Source organism: Streptomyces sp. NBC_01431 (genome assembly GCF_036231355.1).
In the GTDB taxonomy this organism is placed as follows: domain Bacteria; phylum Actinomycetota; class Actinomycetes; order Streptomycetales; family Streptomycetaceae; genus Streptomyces.
The window spans coordinates 7,175,074-7,196,950 of the sequence record NZ_CP109496.1; the positions used below are offsets into that span (position 1 = coordinate 7,175,074).

Below are 21,877 nucleotides of genomic sequence, written 5' to 3' on the forward strand. Positions count from 1 at the left end.
CGATCGTTGGTGGCACTAATGCCACCATGCCGCTCAGGTCCGTTCGGCGAGGGTGTTCCAGAACATCGACTCGTAGGTCTGGAGCAGCCGCCCGTAGCGCAGGCCGCCGGCGACGCCTTCGCCGTGCTCGTCGTCCGACCCGGCGGCGACGGCCGCGACCGCCTGGCGTTCGAGTTCCGGCGCCGGGCCCGCGAAGAAGTCGAAGAAGCCGCACGCCTTGTCGGTGAATCCGTACCGGGTGCGCAGCGCCCCGGCGACTCGCGCGCAATACCCGCCCCAGGCCGCGAAGTTGGCGGTGAGGGCCAGTGCCACGCTCGGCGGCTCGCCGTTCAGCGCCAGCCAGGCGACGTACGCCGGATAGGCCTGACAGCCCGCCCGCGGCTCGTACTGCCCGATGTCCTCGGCGGTCAGGCCCAGGGCCGCCTCGTACGCCCCGAGCCGGTCCAGGGCCAGCGTCTCGCCGTCGGCGAGCGTGCCGAAGAACTCCGCGCACGCGGTGCCCCGGCCGGCGCGCTCGGCCAGGAGCAGGAAGGCCCGCCGGTCGGAGGCGATGATGTGGCGCTGCTCCAGGGCGAGCCCGGCGAGCGCGGAGCGGGGCGCCGCGGCGGACTCGATGAGGGGGACGAGGCGGTTCGCGTCCGCCGGGGGAGCGAGTTCGGCCGCCGTGGCCGCGATGATTTCCTCAGCCGTACGCGCCTGACGAGTCATGGGGACCCTCTTCGCAAGTCTGCCGGTGCGGTCCGGCCCAGCGTCTCACGCGGCCTGGCCCCGGCGGGCCGCAGCTCAAGCGCGCCGGGCGCGTTCGACGGTGCCCCGGCGCCTTCGGCGGCGGTCCCGGGTCCGGTCGCGCTGCGGCCACAGCAGCACGTATCCCGTCGACACGATCACGAACGCCAGCCGGATCAGGCCCCGCGCCGCGTCGTCCGCCACCACGAACACGCTGCCGTACAGCGTCAGGAGCGCTAGCCAGCTCCACCACGGCACCAGCCTGCGCTGCCCGATCACGTCCCACAGCAGGGTCCCGAGCAGCACCGACGCCGTGTAGTACGTGTACACACTGGGGTCGAGCACGATCCGTGCGTTGGCGCCCAGCAGCACCACCGCCGCCCATCGCCCCCGCCACACCGCGACGGCCCCGAGCAGCAGGCCGAGCGCGGCCTGCGCCGGGCGGTCCCAGCCGGGCGTCTCGGGATCCGCCACGCCGAGCCAGCGCAGTGCGGACGCGGGCTGGTTGGGTATCGCGAACCCGGCCGCGGACAGCGAGTGCGGATTGCTGAGGAAGAACGGCGCCCAGGCGACCGCGACCACCGCCGCGCACCACAGCCCCGCCCGCAGCCACTGGTGGCGCGGCAGGGCGAAGAGCAGCGCCGCGAACGTCACCGCGGTCGGCTTCGAGTCCATCGCGAGGGCCAGCCACACCCCGGTGCCCACCGCGCTGTCGCGGGTCACCGAACGGACGGCCAGGGCCGTGAAGAACAGCGCGAGCACGTCGTCGAGGTGGCCGAAGCGGACCGACACCTCGATCCACATCGGGATGAAGGCGAGCCCGGCGATCAGCACCCGCTGCCGCAGCCTTTGATGGTTGGTGCCCGTCCCCAGGAAGTGCCAGGCGGCGCTGCGGCCGGCAAGGACCACGATGACCAGGCCGAGCACCGACATCAACAGCGCGGCCAGGAACTGGCCCGTCCGTTCGGGGAACGGATTGAAGAGGCCGGCGGTCAGGAAGCTGATGGGGCCCATCTGGAGCTCGGGATGGTGGGCGTACAGGTTGAGCCCGCCGGTGCCGTCGCCGGAGGGGCCCTGGTAGATGAGTTCGCCGCCCGCGCGCAGATAGTGCCAGGAGAAGCCGCCGTTGGGTTCCACCACGGCGAACCACAGCGCCGTCCATGCGGAGAGCAGGATCAGGTGCATCCTCTGACTGATGGCCGGCACGTGCGTTCAGCTCCTGTTTCCCTGCCCGTTGCGAATGGCGTTCCGTGGAGCGCGCGGGGCCCCGTGGAAAGATGTCATGCCGCCCGGATCCGTTGGCACCGCGGGTCCACATGTGCGCCTCACCACACCGAACGCGGCCCCCGCACACCGCCGCACGGGTCTGGCCGATACCTCTTAATGAGAGCTAAAATGTGGGCGTGGCTACCGAACAGGCAGAGCCGTTCGACGACTCCTTCGCCGATGTGCTCGCCGGTGTCCAGCGGCTCATCCGGCGGCGCCTGCGCCGCGGGCAGAGCGCGCCGCGGCTGCGCGGGGCGCACGTCGAACTGCTCAGGCTCGTCGCCGTCAAGCCCGGCATCGGGGTGTCGGCCGCCGCCAAGGAGTTGTACCTCGCGGGCAACTCGGTCTCCACACTCGTCAACCAGCTGGTCAAGGACGGGTACCTGAGGCGCGAGACCGATCCGGGCGACCGCCGCTCGGCACGGCTCTTCGCGACCCCCGCGGCCCTGGCCCGGCTGCACGACTGGCAGCGGCGCCGCGCCGCGCTCGTACGGCAGCAAGTGGCGTGCCTGGACGCGGCCGACCGGGCCGCCCTCGCCGCCGCACTGCCCGCCCTGCGCCGGCTCGCCGAGAACCTGCACGAGGAAGCGGAGGGACCATGAGCGACGACGACGCGGTGGTGTGCAGCGGCCTGGAGTACGCGTTCGGCGAGACCAGAGCGGTCGACGGGCTCGACCTGGCCGTCGCCACGGGCGAGGTCTTCGGCCTGCTCGGCCCGAACGGCGCGGGCAAGACCACCGCGATCCGCTGCATCACCACCCTGCTGCCGGTACCGGCCGGCCGCGTTCGGGTGTTCGGGCACGACGCGGCCGGGGAACGCATGGCCGTGCGCCGCCTGCTCGGCTACGTACCGCAGCAGCTGTCCGCCGACGCGGGCCTGACCGGACGCGAGAACGTGGCGCTGTTCGCCCGCGTCTTCGACGTCCCCCGCAAGGAAAGCGCCCGCCGCGTCGAGCAGGCGCTGTACGCCGTCGACCTCACGGAGGCCGCCGACCGGATGGCCAAGACGTACTCGGGCGGCATGATCCGCCGCCTGGAACTCGCCCAGGCGCTGGTCAGCGCGCCCCGGCTGCTCATCCTGGACGAGCCGACCATCGGCCTGGACCCGATCGCCCGCACCAGCGTGTGGGAACACATCAACGCCGTACGCCGAGCCACCGGCATGACCGTGCTCGTCACCACCCACTACATGGACGAGGCCGACCAGTACTGCGACCGCGTCGCCCTCATGCACCGCGGCCGGATCCGCGCCCTGGGAACGCCCGACGGCCTCAGGTCCGACCTGCGCGAGCGCCGCCAAGGCAGTGGCCCGGACGATCCCATACCCACGCTGGAGGACGTCTTCCGCGAGATCGCCGGCAGTGGGCTCGACAGTCAGGGAGGTGACTTCCGCGATGTCCGCAGCACCCGCCGCACCGCATCCCGCCTCGGCTGACCCCACCGGCCGGGCCCTCGATCTGCTTCTCGTCCCGCCGCGGCCCCGCACCGGCTGGCGCGTGCTGCCCGCACGGGTCGGCGCCCTGTGCGCGGTCGAGCTGCAAAAGCTCCGGCACGACCGCGCCGAGCTCTACACCCGGGCCGTGCAGCCCGCCCTGTGGCTGCTGATCTTCGGTGAGACCTTCACCCGCATCAAGGCGATCCCGACCGGCGGTATCCCGTACATCGACTATCTGGCGCCCGGCATCATCGCCCAGTCCGCGATGTTCATCGCCATCTTCTACGGCATCATGATCATCTGGGAGGGGGACTCCGGCATCCTCACCAAACTCCTCGTCACCCCCACCCCTCGCTCGGCCCTCATCACCGGAAAGGCCTTCGCGGCCGGGGTCAAGGCGCTGATCCAGGCGGTCGTGGTGATCGTCATCGCCGCGCTGCTCGGCGTCGCCATGACGTGGAACCCGCTGCGGCTGCTCGGCGTCGGGGCTGCAGTGGTCCTCGGTTCGGCGTTCTTCTCCTGCCTGTCCATGTCGATCGCCGGGATCGTACTGACCCGTGACCGCCTGATGGGCATCGGCCAGGCCATCACCATGCCGCTGTTCTTCGGCTCCAGCGCCCTCTACCCGGTGTCGATCATGCCGGGCTGGCTTCAGGCCGTCAGCAAGGCCAACCCGCTGAGCTATCAGGTCGACGCCCTGCGCGGACTCCTGCTCGGCACGCCCTCCCATCTCGCCCTCGACTACGGAGTGTTGCTGGTCGCCGCCGTGCTCGGCGTCCTGGCGGCGTCCTCCCTGCTCGGCAGACTGGCCCGCTGAGCGGTGCCATCGTGATCCGTATGACCGAGGACAGCGGCTACCTCCTGGACAACCGGCAGACCGAAGCGGGCGAGCGGTCCGAGGCACTCGGCCAGCTCTTGGACGGCTCGACGTTCCGGCATTTCGACCGCGGCTTCAGGGAACTCCTCGCCGAGCGCGGCGCCGATCTCTCGTACGGCCGCAAACTCCCGCGCCTGCTCGGGGAGTTGAGCCTGGACCGGGTGGAGGTGGACGCGTACTTCCCGGTCACCTCGCCCGCCGCCACGGTGCTGGAGGCGGCAACCGTGCGCCAGATCAGGGGCTCGCTCGTCGCCCGGGGTCTCGCCACTGACGGCGAGATCGACCGCCATCTCGCGAACGTCGCCGCGGGCCGGCTAGATCTCGCGACCTCGCCGATGATCTCCGCCTGGGGCCGCAAGCAGGCCTGAGCGGCGAACCCACACACGGGCGCGCGGCGCGCTCAGCGCATCCCGGGCCCGCCTCAGGCCACCGTGTCGTATGTGTAGTAGCGGCGGTGGTCGAGCAGGTCCGCCGGGGTCACGTTGTTCCACGGCCGCATCGTGTCGTGCAGGTCCACCACATCACGCGTCCCGGCCGTGGGCAGATACGACGAGCCGGGGTGCCGGGACTGCCACTGCGTCCAGAGCTTGTCCACGAACGCGTGGTGCATCCAGAACACCGGGTCGTTGGGGGAGGCCCCCGTCCCCATCTGCCCGCCCACCCACACGTGGACCCGGTTGTGCAGGTTGACCCCGCGCCAGCCCTCCAGATGGTTGCGGAAGCCGTCGGACGCGCTGTTCCACGGCGCCATGTCGTACGTCGTCATGGCGAGCACACCGTCGACCTCGGCCCGGGTCGGCAGCTGCGCCACCGCCGCTCCCAGGGCCCGGCGCAGATAAGTGCGGCCGTCCACCCGGATGTTGAGGTTCCAGCCGCCCGCGCTCTGGGCGAACGGTCCGTCCATCACCTGGCCGTCGCGGCTGCGGCCGGTGCCGCCGAGGAAGTCGGCCGCCCACGGCGAGGATGTGGCGGTGCGGTCGGCCGTCCAGTCCCAGTACGGCAGCGTGACCGACGCGTCGACCGACTGGAGCGCCTGCTCGAACTCGATGAGGAATCTGCGGTGCCAGGGCAGGAACGACGGCGAGCGGTGGCCGACCCGGTCGCCGGTGTCGGTGTCGCTCATGATGAAGGCGTTGTGCGTGCTCACGAAGGTGTCGTACCTCCCGTTGCGCTTCAGCTGTAGCAGGGCGGCGACGAAGCGGCGCTTCTCGTCGGTGGTCAGGTCCGCCTGGTTCTTGCGAACGGCCATGAGGGTGCTCCTGGTGGGACTCGGTGCGGGCGGGTGGCGGGCTGCGGCTGGATCAGGCGAGCGGAACGAGGGCGGCGCCCTGGAGCTCCACCACTGCGGCGCGGGCGACCGCGCGCGGAGTGGGAGACGGCTCGTAGTGGTTGACGACGCTGATCCAGGTGCCGTCGGCGTTCTGCATGACGTGCAGCTCCTGGCCGTCTATCCGCACGCCGTAGCCCCCGCCGTGGTGCATGTGCCCGGAGCCGGGCGCACCCTGGATGCGGCGCCCCTGGAACACCTCGTCGAACGCCTCGGGCGCGCCGTGCCCCGCGTGCCCGTCGTGGCCGCTGTGGCCCGATGTCGCCGTGGCCGGCGCCGCGCCGCGGGCCGTGGCGGCGGCGTGCGCGGTGCCCGTCAGGGCGAGAGTGGCGAGGGTGCCCGCGGTGGCGCCCATGGCTTGGCGGCGGGTGGGTCGAGACATCGCAATCCCCTTGAATCGGTGGGTATTTGGGCCGTCCATACCTACCGTTCGAAGGCGGTGTGCCAGAAGGGGTGACTGCTTGGTTGGTCACTATGCGGACATGTCCAGATTCGAAGTGCAGTGTTCAACCACGGGGATCTTGCTGGCCCGGGGGCGCGGGATCGCCGATCGTGAAGATTCCCTCCGGAATATGCCAACTCTGTGAAAATCTTGTTGCTTCGATGGATCACCTGTGGTTGCCCTCACCTCCTCAAGCTGACCTGAAACACCCACCGCCTGTTGGCCACTGGCCAAAACCGCACTCTGGTCAACCGGGCGCCGTGGCGTGAGGATCGCCCGGTCGGGGGCGGCGTCCGGTGCCGTCCGCACTGTGGGGGAAGCGAGTTGTCGATGAAGCGAAGACCGTCAAGGGCAGTGCTGCACGGAGCGGTGGCATTGCTTCTCGCGTGTACGGGCGGGATGCTCGCACCCGTCGCCGCGCAGGCCGCGACCGCCGTTGTCGCCCCGGCCTGCTCAACGGACAGCGGAGCCAAGGGACTTGCGAGCAACCCGGTCGCGGACAGCCTCGTCCAGGTGCCCCGCGCCGACGGCCGGGTCGATCAACTCCAGTTGTTCTACGACTCCAGCGCGATGGGCGGACTGCCCTTCGTATGGCACCGCGAACAGGCCGCACCGGGCGGGGCGTACGGCCCGTGGACCCGGGTGAGCGCGGCAACCGTGGGCCCCAAGAGCTACTACCTCACGGCGATCGAGAACTCCGCGGGGCAGGTGGAAATCCTCTTCTCGACGTACGGTCAGTTCTGCCACTCGGTACGGAACGCGGACGGGCCGGGCTGGAGCGTGCCCGACAACTTCGGCCTGGCGCCCGGCCCCTACATGGGCGGCGTCGTCCTCTTCAAGGAGCGGGACGGCACCATCGACGCCTTCGCCTCCACCATGAAGACCGGATCCTCGATGGAGGTCCGCAGCCAGCACGACGCGAGTGCGGGCTGGGGCCCGGTCACCTCGATGGGCAAGGTCCCCGAGACCGACATCGGACTGAGCCAGCCCTCCGCGGTCTCCCAACTCACCGATGGCCGCGTACATCTGACGGTTCATGAGTGGAACCGGGACTCCCGCTACTGGCAGATCACCCAGGATTCACCGGGCGGTCCGTGGGGGCCGTGGCAGCTGTGCGGCACCGTATGCGCGTAGGGGGAGCGGCGGGGATGCGGGAGGGGAGAGGGACGATGAGGGACACCAGGACAGGGACGGCCGGATCGCGCCCGACCGGGGTGGGCAGGGTGGCCGCCGGGGTGGCCGCGACGGCGGGCGTGCTCGCGCTCTCGCTGGCCGGGGCGCAGCCCGGCACGGCGGACACGGCGGCGACCGGGCCCGTGCTGAGCGTGAACCGCACGACGGGGCTGCTCGACGGCGACATCGTGAAGTTCGGCATCGCGGGCGGTCCGCCCAAGGCCTATGTGTGGGTCGAGCAGTGCGTGGCGACGGCGGCCGGGACGGTCTGCGACGAGGACACCGGACGGCAGTTCCGGGTGTACCCCGACGGCACCTACCAGGTCTCACCGAAGAAGTTGTACACCCAACTGCACACCGCTGCGGGCGACTTCGACTGCCGCACGCCCGGGGCGGGCAGCGAGTGCCGACTGGCCCTCACCGACAACGCGGGCGCGGTCCTGACCACCGTGCCGCTGAGCTTCCGCCCGCACGGCCGCCCGGAGCCCGCGCCCACTTTGCGGGTCACCCCCGACACGGGACTGACCGAGGGGCAGACGGTGCACCTGTCCGGGCAGCGCTACGAGCCGCAGTACCACATCCCCGTCCTGGAGTGCCTGGCCGGCTCCGCCGACACGCTCGGCTGCCGCCCCGGCAGCCGCCCGCCCGCGACGACCGACCAGGGGCGCATCAACCAGGACCTGAGCGTCTCGGCCTCGTTCACCACCATCGACGGCCGCGCGGTGGACTGCCGTACCAAGGACGTCTGTGAACTGATCGCCTTCGGCTCCCGCGTACACGGCCCGGACACCGTCCGGCACCCGGTGTCCTTCGCGCCGGTTCCCTAGTGGCCGCAGGGGCCTGACGACCGGCCCGGCCGCGGGCCCGCACGGCGCGGGCCCGCACCCGGGCCGTCGGTCAGCCCGTTCCGCGCGGCAGTGCCAGGGACTGGACCTGGGCAAGGGTGGTCCAGTCGTTGGAGGCGACGCTGGCGTGGGCGGCGGCGAGTCGGGCCACTCGTGCCTGGGCGTCGGACGGGGAGGGGTTCTTGTCGTCGAGGACCGGCGGCACGTTCTGCGCGTCGGTCATGACGAGGAAGTAGTGACGGCTGTCGTACCAGGCGGTGTCGATACCGCCGTTCACATAGGTCGCCGCGTCACCGTCGAAGACCACGAACCACGGCCGGATCGACGTGTCGGAATAGCGTGAACGCGGGTCGCCCGCCTGGGCGTTGTGGACCGCGGGGAAGACCTGGGCCTGACCCGTGCGGCCCGCCGCCGCCAAGTCGCGCAGGTAGCGCGCGTACTCCACGTCCGTCCACAGGGTGTCGGTGGGATTGCCCTCCTCGACGGTGCCCGGGATCACTTCGAGCATCACCTTGCCGGCGAGTTGCTGCCGGGTCGGCCAGTTGCCCGCGGTGGCCGCCTCGTCCAGCGTGGCGTACTGACCGCCGCCCGGTTTGGCGAGCAGATCCGCCGGGCGGAAGACCGCCGATCCGAGATGGGCGCTGATCGTCTGGTCGAGCTTGGCGGGCCCGAGGCCGAAGGTGGCCTGGAAGCCCGCCTTCATCTCCAGTTTGATGACGAGCGGCGGGTGCCCGGGGTGGGCCGTGAGCCAGACCCGTACGTCGTCCAGGCAGCTCTCCAGGTCCTTGTTGGCGCCGCCGGTGTAGAGCTGGGCTGGGGTGGTGGCGTTGACGCAGTTGTTGCTGTTGCCCAGCGGGTTGGAGTGGCTGACCTTCCACTCCTTGGTGATGAAGTCGTCCCACACATCGAGCTCGATCATCGATGTACCGGTGTCGAGTGCCTGCGCCAGATAGGGGAACGCGGCTGGGTCGTAGGTGTTGTGCAGGCCGGAGACGGTGGCCCCGGACAGCGGCAGACTCTCCGGCCCGGCCGCGGACGCGCTGCCGCCGGCGCCCGTCGTGGCGAGGGCGAGGCAGGCGGCGAGCGCGCCGAGCAGGGCCGTACGCGGCCGGGGCGTGAATCGTCTGGGGCGGGGGTGCGACACGGATCCTCCTGGTGGGGGTGACACTGCGTCAGGACATTGACACCGCCGGATGAACCGACGGAGACATGTCAAGTAACGCGAGTTGGAATGCTCCTGTCACCCCCCGCGGCCGATCCGGCCGCGGGGCCGGGGTCCGCGATCGCCCCGTCCGGGCGCGCTGGGCGCCTAGAAGTCGAACACGACTCCCGCGGCGGCCGACTTCATGCACGCGTTGGGGAAGGTCTGTACGTGGCTGACCCGCTTGCCGCCCCACACGCCGTCCGCTCTGACGGTGACCGGCTGCCACAGCTGGGTACACATGTGCGGGGCGCCGATCGGGGTGAGCGCGTTGAAGTCGCCCTGGACGCGCTTGAGTTCGGCACAGGCCTCGGCCGGCGCGGGGTGCGTGCCCGAGGGGGTCGGGGCACAGTTGAGGGTCACCGCGCGCTGGACGAAGCCCCCGTTGTCGCCGGTTCCGGGCTCGACGGTGAGCACGAGGGCGGACGGCGGGTACAGGCTCATGGGCTTCATGGCGTTGGCCGGAGCCGCGGCTGCGACACCGGCTCCCGCGCCGACGAGCCCTTGGGCCAGCAGTGCGACGGCGACGGCGGTGGCTGCTGCGATCTTCCGCATTTCGAACACTCCTGGGGTTGGGTTTCCGAAGAACGAACAGGAGTCTCTCCCGGTACGGAGTGCCCCGCAGACCGCGGCGGACACATTCGGTCACGTGAAGTGACTCAATGAAGCCGCATCGATGCAGCACATCGCACAGGTGTGCAGGTCGCCGACGTCCTCAAGGACGGCCAAAAGAAAGGCATGTTGGCGGGCCGGAGGTCTATTTCAAGGCAGACGGAAGTTGAAATCTGGGAATCTTAGGCTGGTTTGAGGGCTGGTCAAGTCAAGACCGCCTCCTGGAGTTCAGCGCGCCGGCCGCCCTCCGCCGCGCCTGACCGCCCGGCGCCGTACCAGGAGGACAAGGGTTCCGGCCGCTGCGAGGCCTCCGGCCACGGAACCCGCGACCGGCCAGTTGGAGTCGTCGCCTTCCATCGGGAGCTCGGGCTTGACCGCCGCCACGTGTGCGGCCTGCACCCGGGCGGCCCGCGGGGAGGCCTTGGCCGGCTGCTGCGATTCCAGCGAGCCCACCGCGTCGACGTGGTCCCAGGCCCCGAATCCCCAGTCGAGCAGTGAGCGCGCCTCCTCGTAGACCGCGAAACCTCCGCCGGCCTGCGGGTTCATGACGGTCACCAGCAAGGTCCGCTCACCCCGCCGCGCGGCCGCGATCAAGGTGTTGCCCGCATTGCTGGTGTAGCCGTTCTTGACCCCGATGATCCCCGGGTACGGAGTGACGCCGTCGTTCCCCGAGAGCAGCCGGTTGGTGTTCACGATGGCGTACGAGCCCTCGTCGCCGGGGAACTGCGCGGAGATGGTCGAGCAGTAGGTGGCGAAGTCCGGCCGGGCGAGGCCCGCCCTGGCGAAGACCGCCAGATCGAAGGCCGAGGAGACCTGCCCAGGAGTGTCGTAGCCGTCGGGAGAGGCGACCTCGGTGTCCAGTGCGCCGAGCTTGTGGGCCTGGGCCTGCATCTGGGCCGCGGTCTCCTCCCAGCCGCCGTTGAGCGAGGCCAGCACGTGCACGGCGTCGTTGCCCGAGCTGAGGAAGACCCCGCGCCACAGGTCGGAGACCTGATAGGTGTGTCCGGCCTCGACCCCCACCAGGCTGCTGCCCGCGCCGATGCCGGCCAGGTCCTGTTCGGAGACGGTATGCCGGTCCTCGGCGCGCAGATGGGGGAGCGCGGTGACCGCGAACAGCGTCTTGAGGGTGCTGGCCGGGGGCAGCTTGCGGTGTGCGTCGCGAGCGGCCAGCACCTTCCCGGTGCGGGCGTCGGCGACCACGAACGAGAGGGCTGACAGCTCACTCGGAAGGGCGGGCGCGCCGGGTCGCAGACTGACCTGCTCGCCCGTCGCCGGACTCGGCGGGGGCGCGGAGGCGGAGCTGCCGGACGCCGGAGCGAGGCAGCACAGACCGATGGCGGCGCCGGCGGTGAGCGTTGCCATCGTACGGAAACCGGTTCTGATGACCATTCGGTCACCGTAGGAACAGAACGGACGGCGCGCAGGTCGGCTTGTGCCGTCCGGCCTACAGGGGGGAGCTCTCGGCGCCGCAGTGTCGCGGCCGCCCCGGCCGGGCGGGTCCGGGCCCAGGCGGCGGACGCGCCCGGTGTCCCTTGTGGCCGGTTCCGCTCGTTCGGGCCTGTTTCGTTCGTTCAAGGAATAGCAATGGTCTAGTCCAAGTCGTTGACGTGTTCCGGACACCCCCCAATTCTGGGAGCCCCTCCCACCCCCAGGAGACCCCGACATGAAGCCCCTTCGTGCTCTCCTCTGCGGCGCGGCCAGCGCCGCGCTGGCCGCGGCCGGTCTCACCGCCGTCGTCGCCGGCCAGGCGTCGGGCGCGACCGCCGACACGGCCGCGCTCAGCGGGCGCTGGTACGCCGCGGCGCCGTATCTGATGCCCCTCGACAACAACCCGCCCGACGCCGCCGCCATCATGGACGCCACCGGCCTCAAGGCGTTCCAGCTCGCCTTCGTCCTCGCCCCCAACGGCGGCGGCTGTAGCCCGACATGGGGCGGTACGGCACCCGTCTCCTCGGACACCGCCGTCGGTGCCGTCATCAACACCATCCGCGCCAAGGGCGGAGACGTCTCGGCGTCGGTCGGCGGCTACGGCGGCACCAAGCTCGGCCAGAACTGCTCGGACGCCGCCTCAACCGCCGCCGCGTACCAGCAGGTCATCACCAAGTACCAGCTCAAGGCCATCGACTTCGACCTCGAAGAGCCCGAGTACGAGAACACCGCGGCCATCTCCCACGAGATCGGCGCCGCCAAGATCCTCCAGCAGAACAACCCCGGCCTGTACGTCTCGGTGACCACCGCCGGCACGGCCGACGGGACCGGCTGGTTCGGCAAGCAGATGCTGAACGAGGCCAAGACCCAGGGCTTCGTGCCGGACAACTTCTCGATCATGCCGTTCGACGGCGGGTTCAGCGGCGCCGCCGCCCAGACGAGCGCGCTGACCAACTTCAACTCCGTACTGCGCTCGACGTTCGGCTGGGACGCGGCTACCGCCTATGCCCACGAGGGCTTCTCCGGGATGAACGGCCGCAGCGACACGGGCGAGTTCTTCTCGCAGGCCGACTTCCAGGTGGTGCTCGATTACGCGACGAGCCACGGCATGGCGCGCTTCACCTTCTGGTCCCTGAACCGGGACCGGCAGTGCAGCCCGCCCGACAACAACGGCACGACCTCCGGAACGTGCAGCAGCGTTCCGCAGGCGTCCTGGGACTTCGCCAAGTACTCGGTGAGGTTCGCCGGCGCCACGCCGCCCTCGTCGCCGCCGCCGTCCTCCGCCCCGCCCTCCTCGCCGGGCGGTGGCGGTGCCTGCACCGTGGCCGCCTGGAGCGCGGGCTCGGTGTACACACAGGGCAACGAGGTCTCCCACAACGGCCACACGTGGAAGGCCAAGTGGTGGACCCAGAACGAGGAGCCCGGGACCACGGGGGAGTGGGGGGTCTGGCAGGACGAAGGCGCCTGCTGACCTCCCCCGGCTCCAACCGGCGTGCCGCACGCGCCGGTTGGAGCCGCTCGGCCTGCACCGGGCCCCGAAAAGAATTTCCACACCGTCGGCAACCTGGCCCCCCGCCGCGCGTCGTCAGGGGTGAAGGCGCGAACCGCGCCGCCCCGCCGACCGTGGAGAAGCACAACGTGACCGTCCCCCAGCACAGCCCCGGCCAGCCCGCCCACCGCCGCCTCACCCGCGCCGCGGCCGCGACCGGCCTGCTCATCGCCCTCACCGTCCCCGCCCTCGCCGGAACGGCCCACGCCGACGGACCGCGCCCCGAGCCCAAGCGCGCGGTGGCGGCCGCCACCGAGCCGAGCGCCGCGCCCTCCTCGCCGGTCAAGCGGGCGGGACAGAACCGGCCGAGCGCCGCACCGAGCGCTCCCTCGACCAGCGGTCCCAAGGAGCCTGCGGCGACCGAGCCGCCGTCAGCCGCCCCCAAGGGCGTCGAGCCGTCCGCCGCCCCCAGGGCCGCCGAGCCGTCCGCCGCACCCTCCCGCTCGGACGGGAAGGAGCTGGCCCATACTGGTTCGTCCAAGGTCAACATGGTGGTGGGCGTCGGAGCCGGCGCGCTGATCCTCGCGGGCGCCGGGACCGTCTTCGCCGTCCGGCGGCGCCACCAGCACTGAGCGATCCACGGCCCCGCCCAAGGCCAGGGCGGGGTCTCGCCCGCGCACCCGAGGAACTGATGGAGTACACCGCCGTACGGCACCCGGCCCGCTTCGCACCGCGCGGACTTGCGCCCTGGTGGCGCGGACTGCTGCGCCGGGACCGCCTGGCACCCCAGGACGCGTACCCGAAGCCGTACGCGACGGGGCGCGGCGACACCTACCGTGGCGCGTTCGGTGACCCGTACGGCACCGGCACGTCGCGGCCCACCGTCAGTGAGCTATACCACGCGCACCGCCTCAAGATGGTGCATCTCGCCGTCATGCTGGTGGACGACCGGGCCAGTGCCGAGGACGTCGTGCAGGACGCGTTCACCGCGCTCTACCGCCGCCACGGCGACCGGATCGACGAGATCGACAACGCCCTCGCGTATCTGCGCACCGCCGTCGTCAACGCCTCGCGCTCCGTGCTGCGCCGCCGGCGCACGGCCCGCGGCTACACCCCGCCCCACGAGCCCGACGCGCCCTCCGCCGAGGAACGGGTCGTCCTGGACGAGGAGCACCGCGAAGTGCTCGCCGCACTGGGGCAGTTGACAGCGCGCCGTCGCGAGGTGCTGGTACTGCGGTACTGGAGCGACCTCACGGAGGCGGAGATCGCCGCGACCCTCGGCATCAGCCGGGGCTCGGTGAAATCCATCGCCAGCAGGGCCCTGGACGCGCTGGAGAAAATCCTGGAGGGACGGGCATGAGCGGCCACTGGAGCGAGCCCGAGGCGCCCGAGCGCCCGGTCGAGAGGCGGCTGCGCCGCGCGCTCGCCGCCCGCGCGGAGCACATCACCCTCGTCGATCTGCGGCCCGCCGACCCGCCGGGGCCCCATCTGCGCCGCACCCCGCTGGCCCGGCTGCGGCTGCGCCGGTTGGGCCTGCCGCTGGCCGGGCTCGCCACCGCCGCGGCCGTGGCCATCGGCTACGTCACGCTGGCCGCGGGCCACCACGAACAGCGCCCGCTGCCTGCCAACTCGCCGGGCCCGGTCCAGCCGACGCCGACGCCGGCGCACTCCAAGGAGCAGGGCCCGCGGCCCTCGCCGGCGCCCAGCGACGCGCCGTCCTCCCAGCCGTCCAGGCGGCCCGCCACGGGGCCGAGGTCGGCCCCGCCGGAGCCGTCCACGGTCCCGCCGCAGACCCGGCCGTCCCGGGCCGCCGCGCCCCGGCGTTCCGTGCCGCCCGCGACGCCGCAGGCCCACTGACGGCACCGCGAGGGGGATCAGGCGGCCCCCTTGCGGGCGCGGCGCCGCCACAACGCCACCGGCACCACACCGGCGAGCCCGAGCGTGTCCGGTGCGAATGCGGCCGCCGTGTTGATGCCGGGTTGGTCGAACGTGTTGGGGACGGGCAGGGTGGCCCAGCGGGTGACCGGCCAGGCGATCACGAAGGCGCGGCCCACGGCCTTGTCGACCGGGACGAACCCCTGGTTCTTGTCAAGCGAGTGGTAGCGGGAGTCGGCCGAGTCCTGCCGGTGGTCGCCCATCACCCAGATCTTCCCCGGGGGCACCTTCACCTTGAACTGGCCGCCCTGCTGGTCGACGCTGCACGAGGTGTTCCCGGGGAAAACGAACGGCTCGGTCAGCGCCTTGCCGTTGACCCTCACCGGGCCGGTGCCCCGGCACTCCACGGTGTCGCCCGCGACCCCGATGACTCGCTTGATCAGGTCGTGCTCGTTGGCCGACGGCATCAGCCCGACGAACGACAGCGCCCTCTGGATGACGTTGGGGTTCGAAGTCGGCTCGTCCTGGAGCCAGTTGGCGGGGTCGTGGAAGACGACGACCTCGCCGCGCTCGGGCTTCGAGCCGAACCACGGCGTCAGCTTGTCGACCAGGACGCGGTCGCCGGGCTGAAGGGTGTTCTGCATGGAATCGGACGGGATGGAGAACGCCTGCACCAGGAACGTCTTGATGAGCAGCGCGAGCACCAGCGCGACGCCGATGAGGATCGGCAACTCCTTCCAGAAGGAGCGCTGCTTACCGGTCCGCCTGCCTCGCGGGCTGTTGGGCCCCTCACCATCGGTCTGAGGGCCTCCGCCCGCGCCGACCGTTGAATTCCCCACGCCCGCTCCTTCGGTCCGTACCGCGGTCCGCGCCGGATGGCGCGGATCACCGCCTTGTGAACGAACGGTAGTTCCGGGTGGGCCCGTTCACCCCGGGCTCCGGGGGGTGTCCGGCCGCTTTCCTGCATCCGAAGGAGGCGTAGCACGCATGAGCCCCTGCCGCCCGGCACCTCGGGGGTGCGGGGCAACAGGGGCTCGGCGGGCCGTGCGGCGGTCAGGAGGCGGGGACGGGGCCCTGCATGTGTTCACTGATCCACTGGATGAGGCCGCCGGCGGCCATGTTCGGCACATACGTCTTGGCGTTGTGGTCGCCGCCCTGGATGACGTTGAGCTTCGTCTTGACCGGCCCCTTCGTGTACTTCGCCACGAAGTCCTCGATCTTGGGCTTGGCCTCGGCGTCGGAGCCCGCGGTGCCGACCTGGAAGGCGAGATAGACGTCCGGGCTCTTGGCGGTGATCAGCTTCTGGGCGAGCACCTTGGGGTTGTTCTCGGCCTTCTCCTTGTCGTGCCCGGCCCACAGACGGGAGTCGGGGACGATGTCGGGGCCCGAGGCGATGACCGCCTTGAACTGCTCGGGCTTTTGCAGCACGCTCTTGAGGCCGGCGAAGCCGCCCGTGGAGGAGCCCATGAAGGCCCACCCGTCACGGGACTTGACCGTGCGGAAGTTGGCCTTGATGAGGTCGGGGACGTCCTCCGTCAGCCAGGTGCCCATCTTCGGCTGGCCGGGGATGTCGCTGGCGTCCCAGTACAGACCGCCCTTGTCCGGATGCGGGTTGAGGACCGGCATCGCCAGGATGAACGGGAGGCTCTTGCCCTCCTTGGACCACTGGGAGATGCTCGCCTCCAGTTTGAGGTCCGTGCCCATCCAGTAGTTGGTGGGGTATCCGGCGCCGCCGGGCAGCGCGATCATGACGGGGAAACCGCTCTTGGCGTACTTCGGGTCCTTGTACTCCGGCGGGACCCACACCCAGACCTTGCCCGTGAAGCCGGACTTCTTGCCTTCCAGGTTGGTCACGGCGATCTTGGTGTCGTTCTCCGGAACCGTGCCGGCGACCGTGAACTTGGCCTCCGGTCCGGTCGGCATGAGCACCTTGGAGTCGGCCGGCTGCCCCGCGCCGCCGGTCGTGCTGCCCCCGGCTCCGCCGCCGTCCTGCCCGAAGCTGATCGCGTCACCCTTGTCCGAGAGGACACCGAAATAGTTGAGGGCGGGCCACGCGATCAGGCCGAGTACGACGACGGCGACCACGCCGAGTATCCAGCGCTTGGCGCGGCTGGCCCGGCGGTGGCCCTGAGACTGGTAGGCCCCGTGTCGGGGGTGGGTCATTGCGTTCGCTCCGGATCGTTCTGTCGCCCAAGGGCATGCCTGTTCGTTCCACCAGTCGTGATGGTCAGCAGGGGTCAAAGGGTTCCGGATTAATCTTACAAATCTTGTAAAAGTGACTGATCCGTCAGCGGGGGTCCTCGGCGCGTGCCGAGGACCCCCGACGTGCTGAGGGCCGCCGAGCGGCAGAGTGTGCGCTGTCACGGCCGGGCCCTCCAGGCGGTGGGCGGCGTACGTCATCGAGGGGTGGCGGGCGGTGCCGGGGGAGCGGGGGCGAGCTCGGGGCGGTGTCCCGTGCGGAAACCACCGGTGGAAAACCCCGCCGGTCGGGCTCGGCGCGCGCGATCCGGCGAGCGGCTCGGCGATGCCGACGCGGGCCCCGCGGACCGTGAAGCCGCCACGGACCGGAACGAGCCCGAAGGCGTGCCGAGCGGTGAAGGTGGTGCCGAGTGGCGCGGGTCGGTCTCGTAGCGGCCGAGGCCGGGCGCCGCTGGAGTGCGTCAACCGCTCCCGGCCGGGCTGCCCGCCCACGACGCCTGCCCCGGTCGCTTCCCGCAACTCCCTTGGACGCCAAGGGGGTTGGGCTGTCCTGGCGGCGCCGACGAGGTGGTGGCGTCTTGGCGGACTCCGGCGCGTTCCCGGACACGCCGTGGCAATACCGGGCTCGGCGGCCGGCGCGGCGGATGCTTGATTCTGCTCGTTTGAAGGGAGCCATTGACAAGAACGAGCATCAGTACTGCACTGGCTGATGCCCTCCGGCAGGCTCGTACCGGAGGGGATCGGCACCTTCCCCGCCCTCGACCGCATCCCGCCCGGACCCCAACCGGCCGGGCCAGGAAGGAATCTGTCGTGCCGTCACATCCCACGCGCCGCCGGAGAGTCGCCAGCCTGCTCGCCGCCCTCCTGGCCGTACCGCTGACCGCGACCGGCGCCCTCGCCGCCCCCGGTGCACCGGCCTCCGCGGCCGCCCCCAAGGCCCCTGCCCAGAGCCGGACCCTGGCCGCGACTCCGCCGATGGGCTGGAACAACTGGGCGCACTACATGTGCGACATCAGCGAACAGACCGTCCTGCACAACGCCGACGCCCTTGTCTCCACGGGCCTCGCCGCCAAGGGCTACCGCACGCTGACCGTGGACGACTGCTGGATGGCCAAGAGCCGGGACGGCGCGGGCGACCTCGTCGCGGACCCGGCGCGGTTCCCGCACGGCATGGCCTGGCTCGGCTCCTATCTGCACTCCCGCGGCCTGAAGTTCGGCATCTACGAGGACGCGGGCTCCGCCACCTGCGGCGGCTACCCCGGCAGCGGCCGCTCCGCGACGGGCGGCGCCGACCACTTCGCCCAGGACGCCGCGACCTTCGCGTCCTGGGGCGTGGACTACCTCAAACTCGACGGCTGCAACCTGTACGTCGAACCCGGCCAGACCAAGGAGCAGGCGTACCACCAGGCATACGACGCCGCGGCCGGGGCCCTGGCGGGAACCGGGCGGGACATCGTGTTCTCCGAATCGGCACCCGCCTACTTCCAGAGCGGCCAATGGGGCAACCCCGGCTGGTTCTCGGTGCTGTCCTGGGTGGGCCAGGACGGCCAGCTCTGGCGCGAGGGCTACGACATCGCGACGTACGACCCGCAGAAGCCCGGCACGAGCCGCTGGCCGAGCGTGCTGACCAACTACGGCTACAACCGCTGGATCGGCCGCTACGCCGGGCCGGGCAACTGGAACGACCCCGACTTCGTGCTCGCCGGCGCCCCCGGTCTCACCGCCGACGAATCGCGCAGCCAGGTCGCGCTCTGGTCGATGATGGCCGCCCCGCTGATCCTCTCCTCCGACGTGGCGGCCCTCACCCCGGCCGGGCTGTCCGCCCTCGGCAACACCGATCTCGTCGCGATCGACCAGGACGGTCTCGGACGGCAGGCCGGTGTGGTCGCCACCAACGGCACGACCGATGTGCTGGCCCGCCCGCTGGCAGACGGCGACCGGGCCGTCGCCGTGCTCAACCGCTCCTCGTCGGCGCAGAAGGTCTCCACCTCCCTCGCGTCGATCGGCCTGCCCGGTTGCACGGTGAAGGCCAAGGACCTGTGGAGCGGGGCGAGTTCGAGCACCTCGTCCGCGCTGAGCGCGACCGTACCCGCCCACGGCACCGCGATCTGGCGGCTCACCCCCGGCCAGGGCTGCGCGGCGGCCGTGCCGACGGGACAGGTCACCGGCAACGGTGCCAACTGCGTGGACGTGTCCAACAGCGGCACCGCGGACGGCACACCGGTGATCCTCTACCCCTGCACCGGCCAAGCCAACCAGCGCTGGACCCTGGGCGACGACGAGAGTGTGGAAGCGCTCGGCAAGTGCCTGACCGCGAGCGGCGCCGACGCGGGAGGCGCGGCCACCCTGTCGGAGTGCACCGGCGCGGACACCCAGCGGTGGTCCACCGACCAGGACGGCACGCTGGTCAACGCCGCGTCCGGGCTCTGCCTCGACGTGTACGGCGGCGGAACGGCGAGCGGCACCAAGCTCGACACCTGGACCTGCGGCGACCATCAGGCCAACCAGACCTGGGCGCTGCCCGTGTGACCTGGGGCGTCAGCCCGCGGGGACGAGCTCCTGTCGCACGCTGATCGCATCGAGGCGGATCGTGAACGCCGCGGTGTCCTCGGCGCCCAGCGACAGGAGCTTCTCCTTGTCCGCGCCCACGCTCACCTCGACCCGGAAGGCGACGACATGAAGGCGCTCGCCGGTCTCCTCGTCCTGGAGCGCGAAGAGGAGGTTGTAGGAGTAGCGGGTGCCCTCCTGCGCGTCGTGGAAGGCGAGGTGCGCGGCACCCTCCTGTTCGCCGAGGCCGAGGAACACCCGGGCAAGCGCGGCGTCGGTCTTCGCCCAGAAGACCGGGTTCCCGAACGGCTCGACCAGCGCCTGGCGCACGGCCTGCTTCAGCGTGAGGACCAGAACCTGCACCGGCGCCGTCTCCTGGAGGCCGAAACCGGGGATGATCTTGACGACGGTGCTGTCCGGCAGCCCGCGCGCGGCCGAGCGCACCGCCGCGAAGTCGAAGCCGTCGGCCGCCGGTGCTATCGCCTCCTGGAGCACCGCCTGGGCCGCCCGCGTCCGGTCCCAGGCGTCCGGGCCGACTTCCACGACCGTCCTGAAGGCGGCCTTTGTGCTGGTGGCCCGGTCAACCATGGCTGCTCCCGCGGAGGTTGGAAGTGATCACGTGCAGACGCGCCAGTATGCACAAGGGGTCACCGGATGGCAGAGCGGTCTCATATTCCGTACGCGGTGGGACCGATTCTGACCTTCTCCAGGGCGTGCGTAACCGGCTGTGACCATGCGTGCCGCTCTGACCTGCATGAACCACGGAAAGTGACGCCCGTCACTTCGGGTGATTTTTTCGGCATGTTCCCCGCATGCCGGGGCAGGGGCGGTGATGGCCCTGTCCCAGCACCGCATCGGAGGATCCGAACCATGCCCGAGCTTTTCATCGACGGCCAGTGGCAAGGCGCCGTCGACGGGCGGACCCGTGAGATCCGGTGTCCCGCCGACGGCACCCTGGTCGCCACCGTCGACGAGGCGGGTCCCAAGGACACCGCCGCCGCGATCGCCGCGGCCCGCGCGGCCTTCGACCACGGTCCGTGGCCGAGGACCGCGCCGGCCGAGCGCGGCGCACTCCTGCTGCGCGTCGCCGACCTGCTCGTACGCGACAAGGAGCAGCTCGCCCGCGCCGAGTCCCTCGACACCGGCAAGCGCCTGGTCGAGTCCCGCTACGACATGGACGACATCGCCAACTGCTTCCGCTATTTCGGAACGCTCGTCACCGCGCAGGGCGCCGGCCGCGTCGTCGACACCGGCAACCCGGTCGTGGACAGTCGCGTCGTGCAGGAGCCGGTGGGTGTGTGCGGCCTGATCACGCCGTGGAACTACCCGCTGCTCCAGACCGCGTGGAAGGTCGCCCCGGCGATCGGCGCGGGCAACACCTTCGTGCTGAAGCCCAGCGAGCTCACCCCGCACACCGCCATCCACCTCATGAAGCTCCTTCAGGAGGCCGGGCTGCCGGACGGCGTCGCCAACCTCGTCCTCGGTGCGGGACCCGAGGCGGGCGCGCCGCTCGCCGAGCACCAGGACGTCGACCTCGTCTCCTTCACCGGCGGGCTCGTGACCGGCCGCCGCATCATGGCCGCGGCCTCCTCCACCGTGAAGAAGACCGCGCTCGAACTCGGCGGCAAGAACCCCAACATCGTCTTCGCCGACGCGGGCAAGGACGAGGCGAGCTTCGACGCCGCCGTGGACAACGCGCTCACCGCCGTGTTCCTGCACTCCGGACAGGTCTGCTCGGCCGGTACCCGGCTCCTGGTCGAGGACGCGCTGCACGACCGCTTCGTGGACGAACTGGTGCGCCGCGCCCGGCAGATCCGGCTCGGCGGACCCTTCGACGAGCGCGCCGAGACCGGCCCGCTGATCTCCGCGGCCCACCGCGACAAGGTCGAGGCGTACGTCGCCGCGGGCGTCGCCGAGGGCGCCGTGCTGCGCTGCGGCGGCGCACGGCCCGAGGACCCCGCGCTGGCGTTCGGCCACTACTACCCGCCGACCATCCTGGACGAGTGCCGGGCCGGTATGAGCGTGGTGCGGGAGGAGTCCTTCGGGCCCGTCCTGACCGTCGAGCGCTTCACCGACGAGGACGAGGCGGTGCGCCTGGCCAACGACACGGTCTACGGCCTGGCCGGCGCGGTGTGGAGCACCGACGAGGCCAGGGCGCGGCGCGTCGCGGCCCGGCTGCGCCTGGGCACCGTATGGATCAACGACTTCCATCCGTACGTCCCGCAGGCCGAGTGGGGCGGCTACAAGCAGTCCGGCACCGGGCGCGAGCTCGGGCCCGCGGGCCTGGCCGAGTACCAGGAGACCAAGCACATCTGGCGCAACACCGCCCCCGAACCCCAGCGGTGGTTCGAGAGCTGACCCGCTGAACCCCGGCCGGTCCTCGACGGGCACCGGCCGGGCACCGCCCCCATGCCTCCTCCTGTTCCCTGCCTACT

General features: G+C 71.3%; 21 protein-coding genes and 1 pseudogene. 12 read left to right on the top strand and 10 right to left on the bottom strand.

The genetic code is table 11. The features are described from left to right. Window positions 1-33: 33 nt before the first annotated feature. Both OG522_RS32815 and OG522_RS32820 read right to left on the bottom strand, forming a co-directional pair. Entirely contained in the window at window positions 34-708 is a 675-nt protein-coding gene (locus OG522_RS32815; RefSeq protein WP_329466671.1) for a transcriptional regulator, read from the bottom strand. 75 nt (window positions 709-783) lie between these two features. Then, entirely contained in the window at window positions 784-1,932 is a 1,149-nt protein-coding gene (locus tag OG522_RS32820) for a hypothetical protein (protein ID WP_443074776.1), read from the bottom strand. A 197-nt stretch (window positions 1,933-2,129) separates the two neighbouring features. On the opposite strand from OG522_RS32820, the gene OG522_RS32825 reads away from it, so the two are divergent. The 4 genes and pseudogenes from OG522_RS32825 to OG522_RS32840 all read left to right on the top strand — a co-directional run. Continuing rightward, a complete protein-coding gene (locus tag OG522_RS32825; protein WP_329466672.1) occupies window positions 2,130-2,594 on the top strand; it encodes a MarR family winged helix-turn-helix transcriptional regulator in 465 nt (154 codons plus the stop codon). Next, window positions 2,591-3,427 (top strand): ABC transporter ATP-binding protein, encoded by an 837-nt coding sequence (locus OG522_RS32830; protein WP_329466673.1) that lies wholly within the window; start codon window positions 2,591-2,593, stop codon window positions 3,425-3,427. Before OG522_RS32825 ends, OG522_RS32830 begins: the two co-directional genes overlap by 4 nt. Next, window positions 3,387-4,244 (top strand): ABC transporter permease, encoded by an 858-nt coding sequence (locus tag OG522_RS32835; RefSeq protein WP_329466674.1) that lies wholly within the window; start codon window positions 3,387-3,389, stop codon window positions 4,242-4,244. The genes OG522_RS32830 and OG522_RS32835 overlap by 41 nt, the downstream gene beginning before the upstream one ends. Before the next feature lie 131 nt (window positions 4,245-4,375). Next, window positions 4,376-4,672, top strand: a pseudogene (locus OG522_RS32840) (SAM-dependent methyltransferase); the annotation flags it as partial. A 53-nt stretch (window positions 4,673-4,725) separates the two neighbouring features. On the opposite strand, the gene melC2 reads toward OG522_RS32840, so the two are convergent. Both melC2 and melC1 read right to left on the bottom strand, forming a co-directional pair. Continuing rightward, window positions 4,726-5,553, bottom strand: coding sequence for a tyrosinase MelC2 (gene melC2 / locus OG522_RS32845; protein WP_329466675.1), 828 nt, complete (start codon window positions 5,551-5,553; stop codon window positions 4,726-4,728). A 52-nt stretch (window positions 5,554-5,605) separates the two neighbouring features. Beyond that, window positions 5,606-6,013 carry an apotyrosinase chaperone MelC1 gene (gene melC1 / locus OG522_RS32850; protein ID WP_329466676.1) on the bottom strand — a complete coding sequence of 136 codons (408 nt, stop codon included), beginning with the start codon at window positions 6,011-6,013 and terminating at the stop codon, window positions 5,606-5,608. Window positions 6,014-6,442: 429 nt separating this feature from the next. Between melC1 and OG522_RS32855 the strand changes: the two genes are divergently transcribed. Beyond that, the gene (locus OG522_RS32855; protein WP_329466677.1) at window positions 6,443-7,207 is read left to right on the top strand and encodes a hypothetical protein; all 765 of its coding nucleotides are present in this window, start codon (window positions 6,443-6,445) and stop codon (window positions 7,205-7,207) included. A 35-nt stretch (window positions 7,208-7,242) separates the two neighbouring features. Continuing rightward, complete coding sequence (locus tag OG522_RS32860; RefSeq protein ID WP_329466678.1) at window positions 7,243-8,073, top strand: neocarzinostatin apoprotein domain-containing protein; 831 nt, start codon at window positions 7,243-7,245, stop codon at window positions 8,071-8,073. Window positions 8,074-8,143: 70 nt separating this feature from the next. On the opposite strand, the gene OG522_RS32865 is transcribed toward OG522_RS32860, so the two are convergent. The 3 genes from OG522_RS32865 to OG522_RS32875 form a co-directional block, all read right to left on the bottom strand. Then, window positions 8,144-9,235 (bottom strand): phosphatidylinositol-specific phospholipase C domain-containing protein, encoded by a 1,092-nt coding sequence (locus tag OG522_RS32865; RefSeq protein ID WP_329466679.1) that lies wholly within the window; start codon window positions 9,233-9,235, stop codon window positions 8,144-8,146. Between the two features lie 165 nt (window positions 9,236-9,400). Next, window positions 9,401-9,847, bottom strand: coding sequence for a subtilase-type protease inhibitor (locus tag OG522_RS32870; RefSeq protein ID WP_329466680.1), 447 nt, complete (start codon window positions 9,845-9,847; stop codon window positions 9,401-9,403). 285 nt (window positions 9,848-10,132) lie between these two features. After that, entirely contained in the window at window positions 10,133-11,293 is a 1,161-nt protein-coding gene (locus tag OG522_RS32875) for a D-alanyl-D-alanine carboxypeptidase family protein (protein ID WP_329466681.1), read from the bottom strand. A 274-nt stretch (window positions 11,294-11,567) separates the two neighbouring features. Between OG522_RS32875 and OG522_RS32880 the strand changes: the two genes are divergently transcribed. The 4 genes from OG522_RS32880 to OG522_RS32895 all read left to right on the top strand — a co-directional run bounded on the left by OG522_RS32880 (window position 11,568) and on the right by OG522_RS32895 (window position 14,678). After that, entirely contained in the window at window positions 11,568-12,803 is a 1,236-nt protein-coding gene (locus OG522_RS32880; protein WP_329466682.1) for a carbohydrate-binding protein, read from the top strand. 167 nt (window positions 12,804-12,970) lie between these two features. Continuing rightward, window positions 12,971-13,453, top strand: a complete 483-nt coding sequence (locus OG522_RS32885; protein ID WP_329466683.1) for an LPXTG cell wall anchor domain-containing protein — start codon at window positions 12,971-12,973, stop codon at window positions 13,451-13,453. Between the two features lie 59 nt (window positions 13,454-13,512). Further along, a complete protein-coding gene (locus OG522_RS32890; protein ID WP_329466684.1) occupies window positions 13,513-14,181 on the top strand; it encodes an RNA polymerase sigma factor in 669 nt (222 codons plus the stop codon). Beyond that, window positions 14,178-14,678 carry a hypothetical protein gene (locus tag OG522_RS32895; protein WP_329466685.1) on the top strand — a complete coding sequence of 167 codons (501 nt, stop codon included), beginning with the start codon at window positions 14,178-14,180 and terminating at the stop codon, window positions 14,676-14,678. Before OG522_RS32890 ends, OG522_RS32895 begins: the two co-directional genes overlap by 4 nt. A 17-nt stretch (window positions 14,679-14,695) precedes the next feature. On the opposite strand, the gene lepB is transcribed toward OG522_RS32895, so the two are convergent. Further along, window positions 14,696-15,535, bottom strand: a complete 840-nt coding sequence (gene lepB / locus OG522_RS32900) for a signal peptidase I (RefSeq protein ID WP_329466686.1) — start codon at window positions 15,533-15,535, stop codon at window positions 14,696-14,698. Between the two features lie 214 nt (window positions 15,536-15,749). Then, window positions 15,750-16,859, bottom strand: coding sequence for an alpha/beta hydrolase (locus OG522_RS32905; protein WP_329466687.1), 1,110 nt, complete (start codon window positions 16,857-16,859; stop codon window positions 15,750-15,752). A gap of 846 nt (window positions 16,860-17,705) precedes the next feature. On the opposite strand from OG522_RS32905, the gene OG522_RS32910 reads away from it, so the two are divergent. After that, entirely contained in the window at window positions 17,706-19,424 is a 1,719-nt protein-coding gene (locus tag OG522_RS32910) for a ricin-type beta-trefoil lectin domain protein (RefSeq protein WP_329466688.1), read from the top strand. 9 nt (window positions 19,425-19,433) lie between these two features. Here OG522_RS32910 and OG522_RS32915 read toward each other — a convergent pair whose 3' ends face one another. Further along, the gene (locus OG522_RS32915) at window positions 19,434-20,030 is read right to left on the bottom strand and encodes a Type-2Aa cytolytic delta-endotoxin (RefSeq protein WP_329466689.1); all 597 of its coding nucleotides are present in this window, start codon (window positions 20,028-20,030) and stop codon (window positions 19,434-19,436) included. Window positions 20,031-20,312: 282 nt separating this feature from the next. Here OG522_RS32915 and OG522_RS32920 point away from each other — a divergent pair, with 282 nt between their 5' ends. Then, complete coding sequence (locus OG522_RS32920; RefSeq protein ID WP_329466690.1) at window positions 20,313-21,800, top strand: aldehyde dehydrogenase family protein; 1,488 nt, start codon at window positions 20,313-20,315, stop codon at window positions 21,798-21,800. Window positions 21,801-21,877 lie beyond the last annotated feature (77 nt).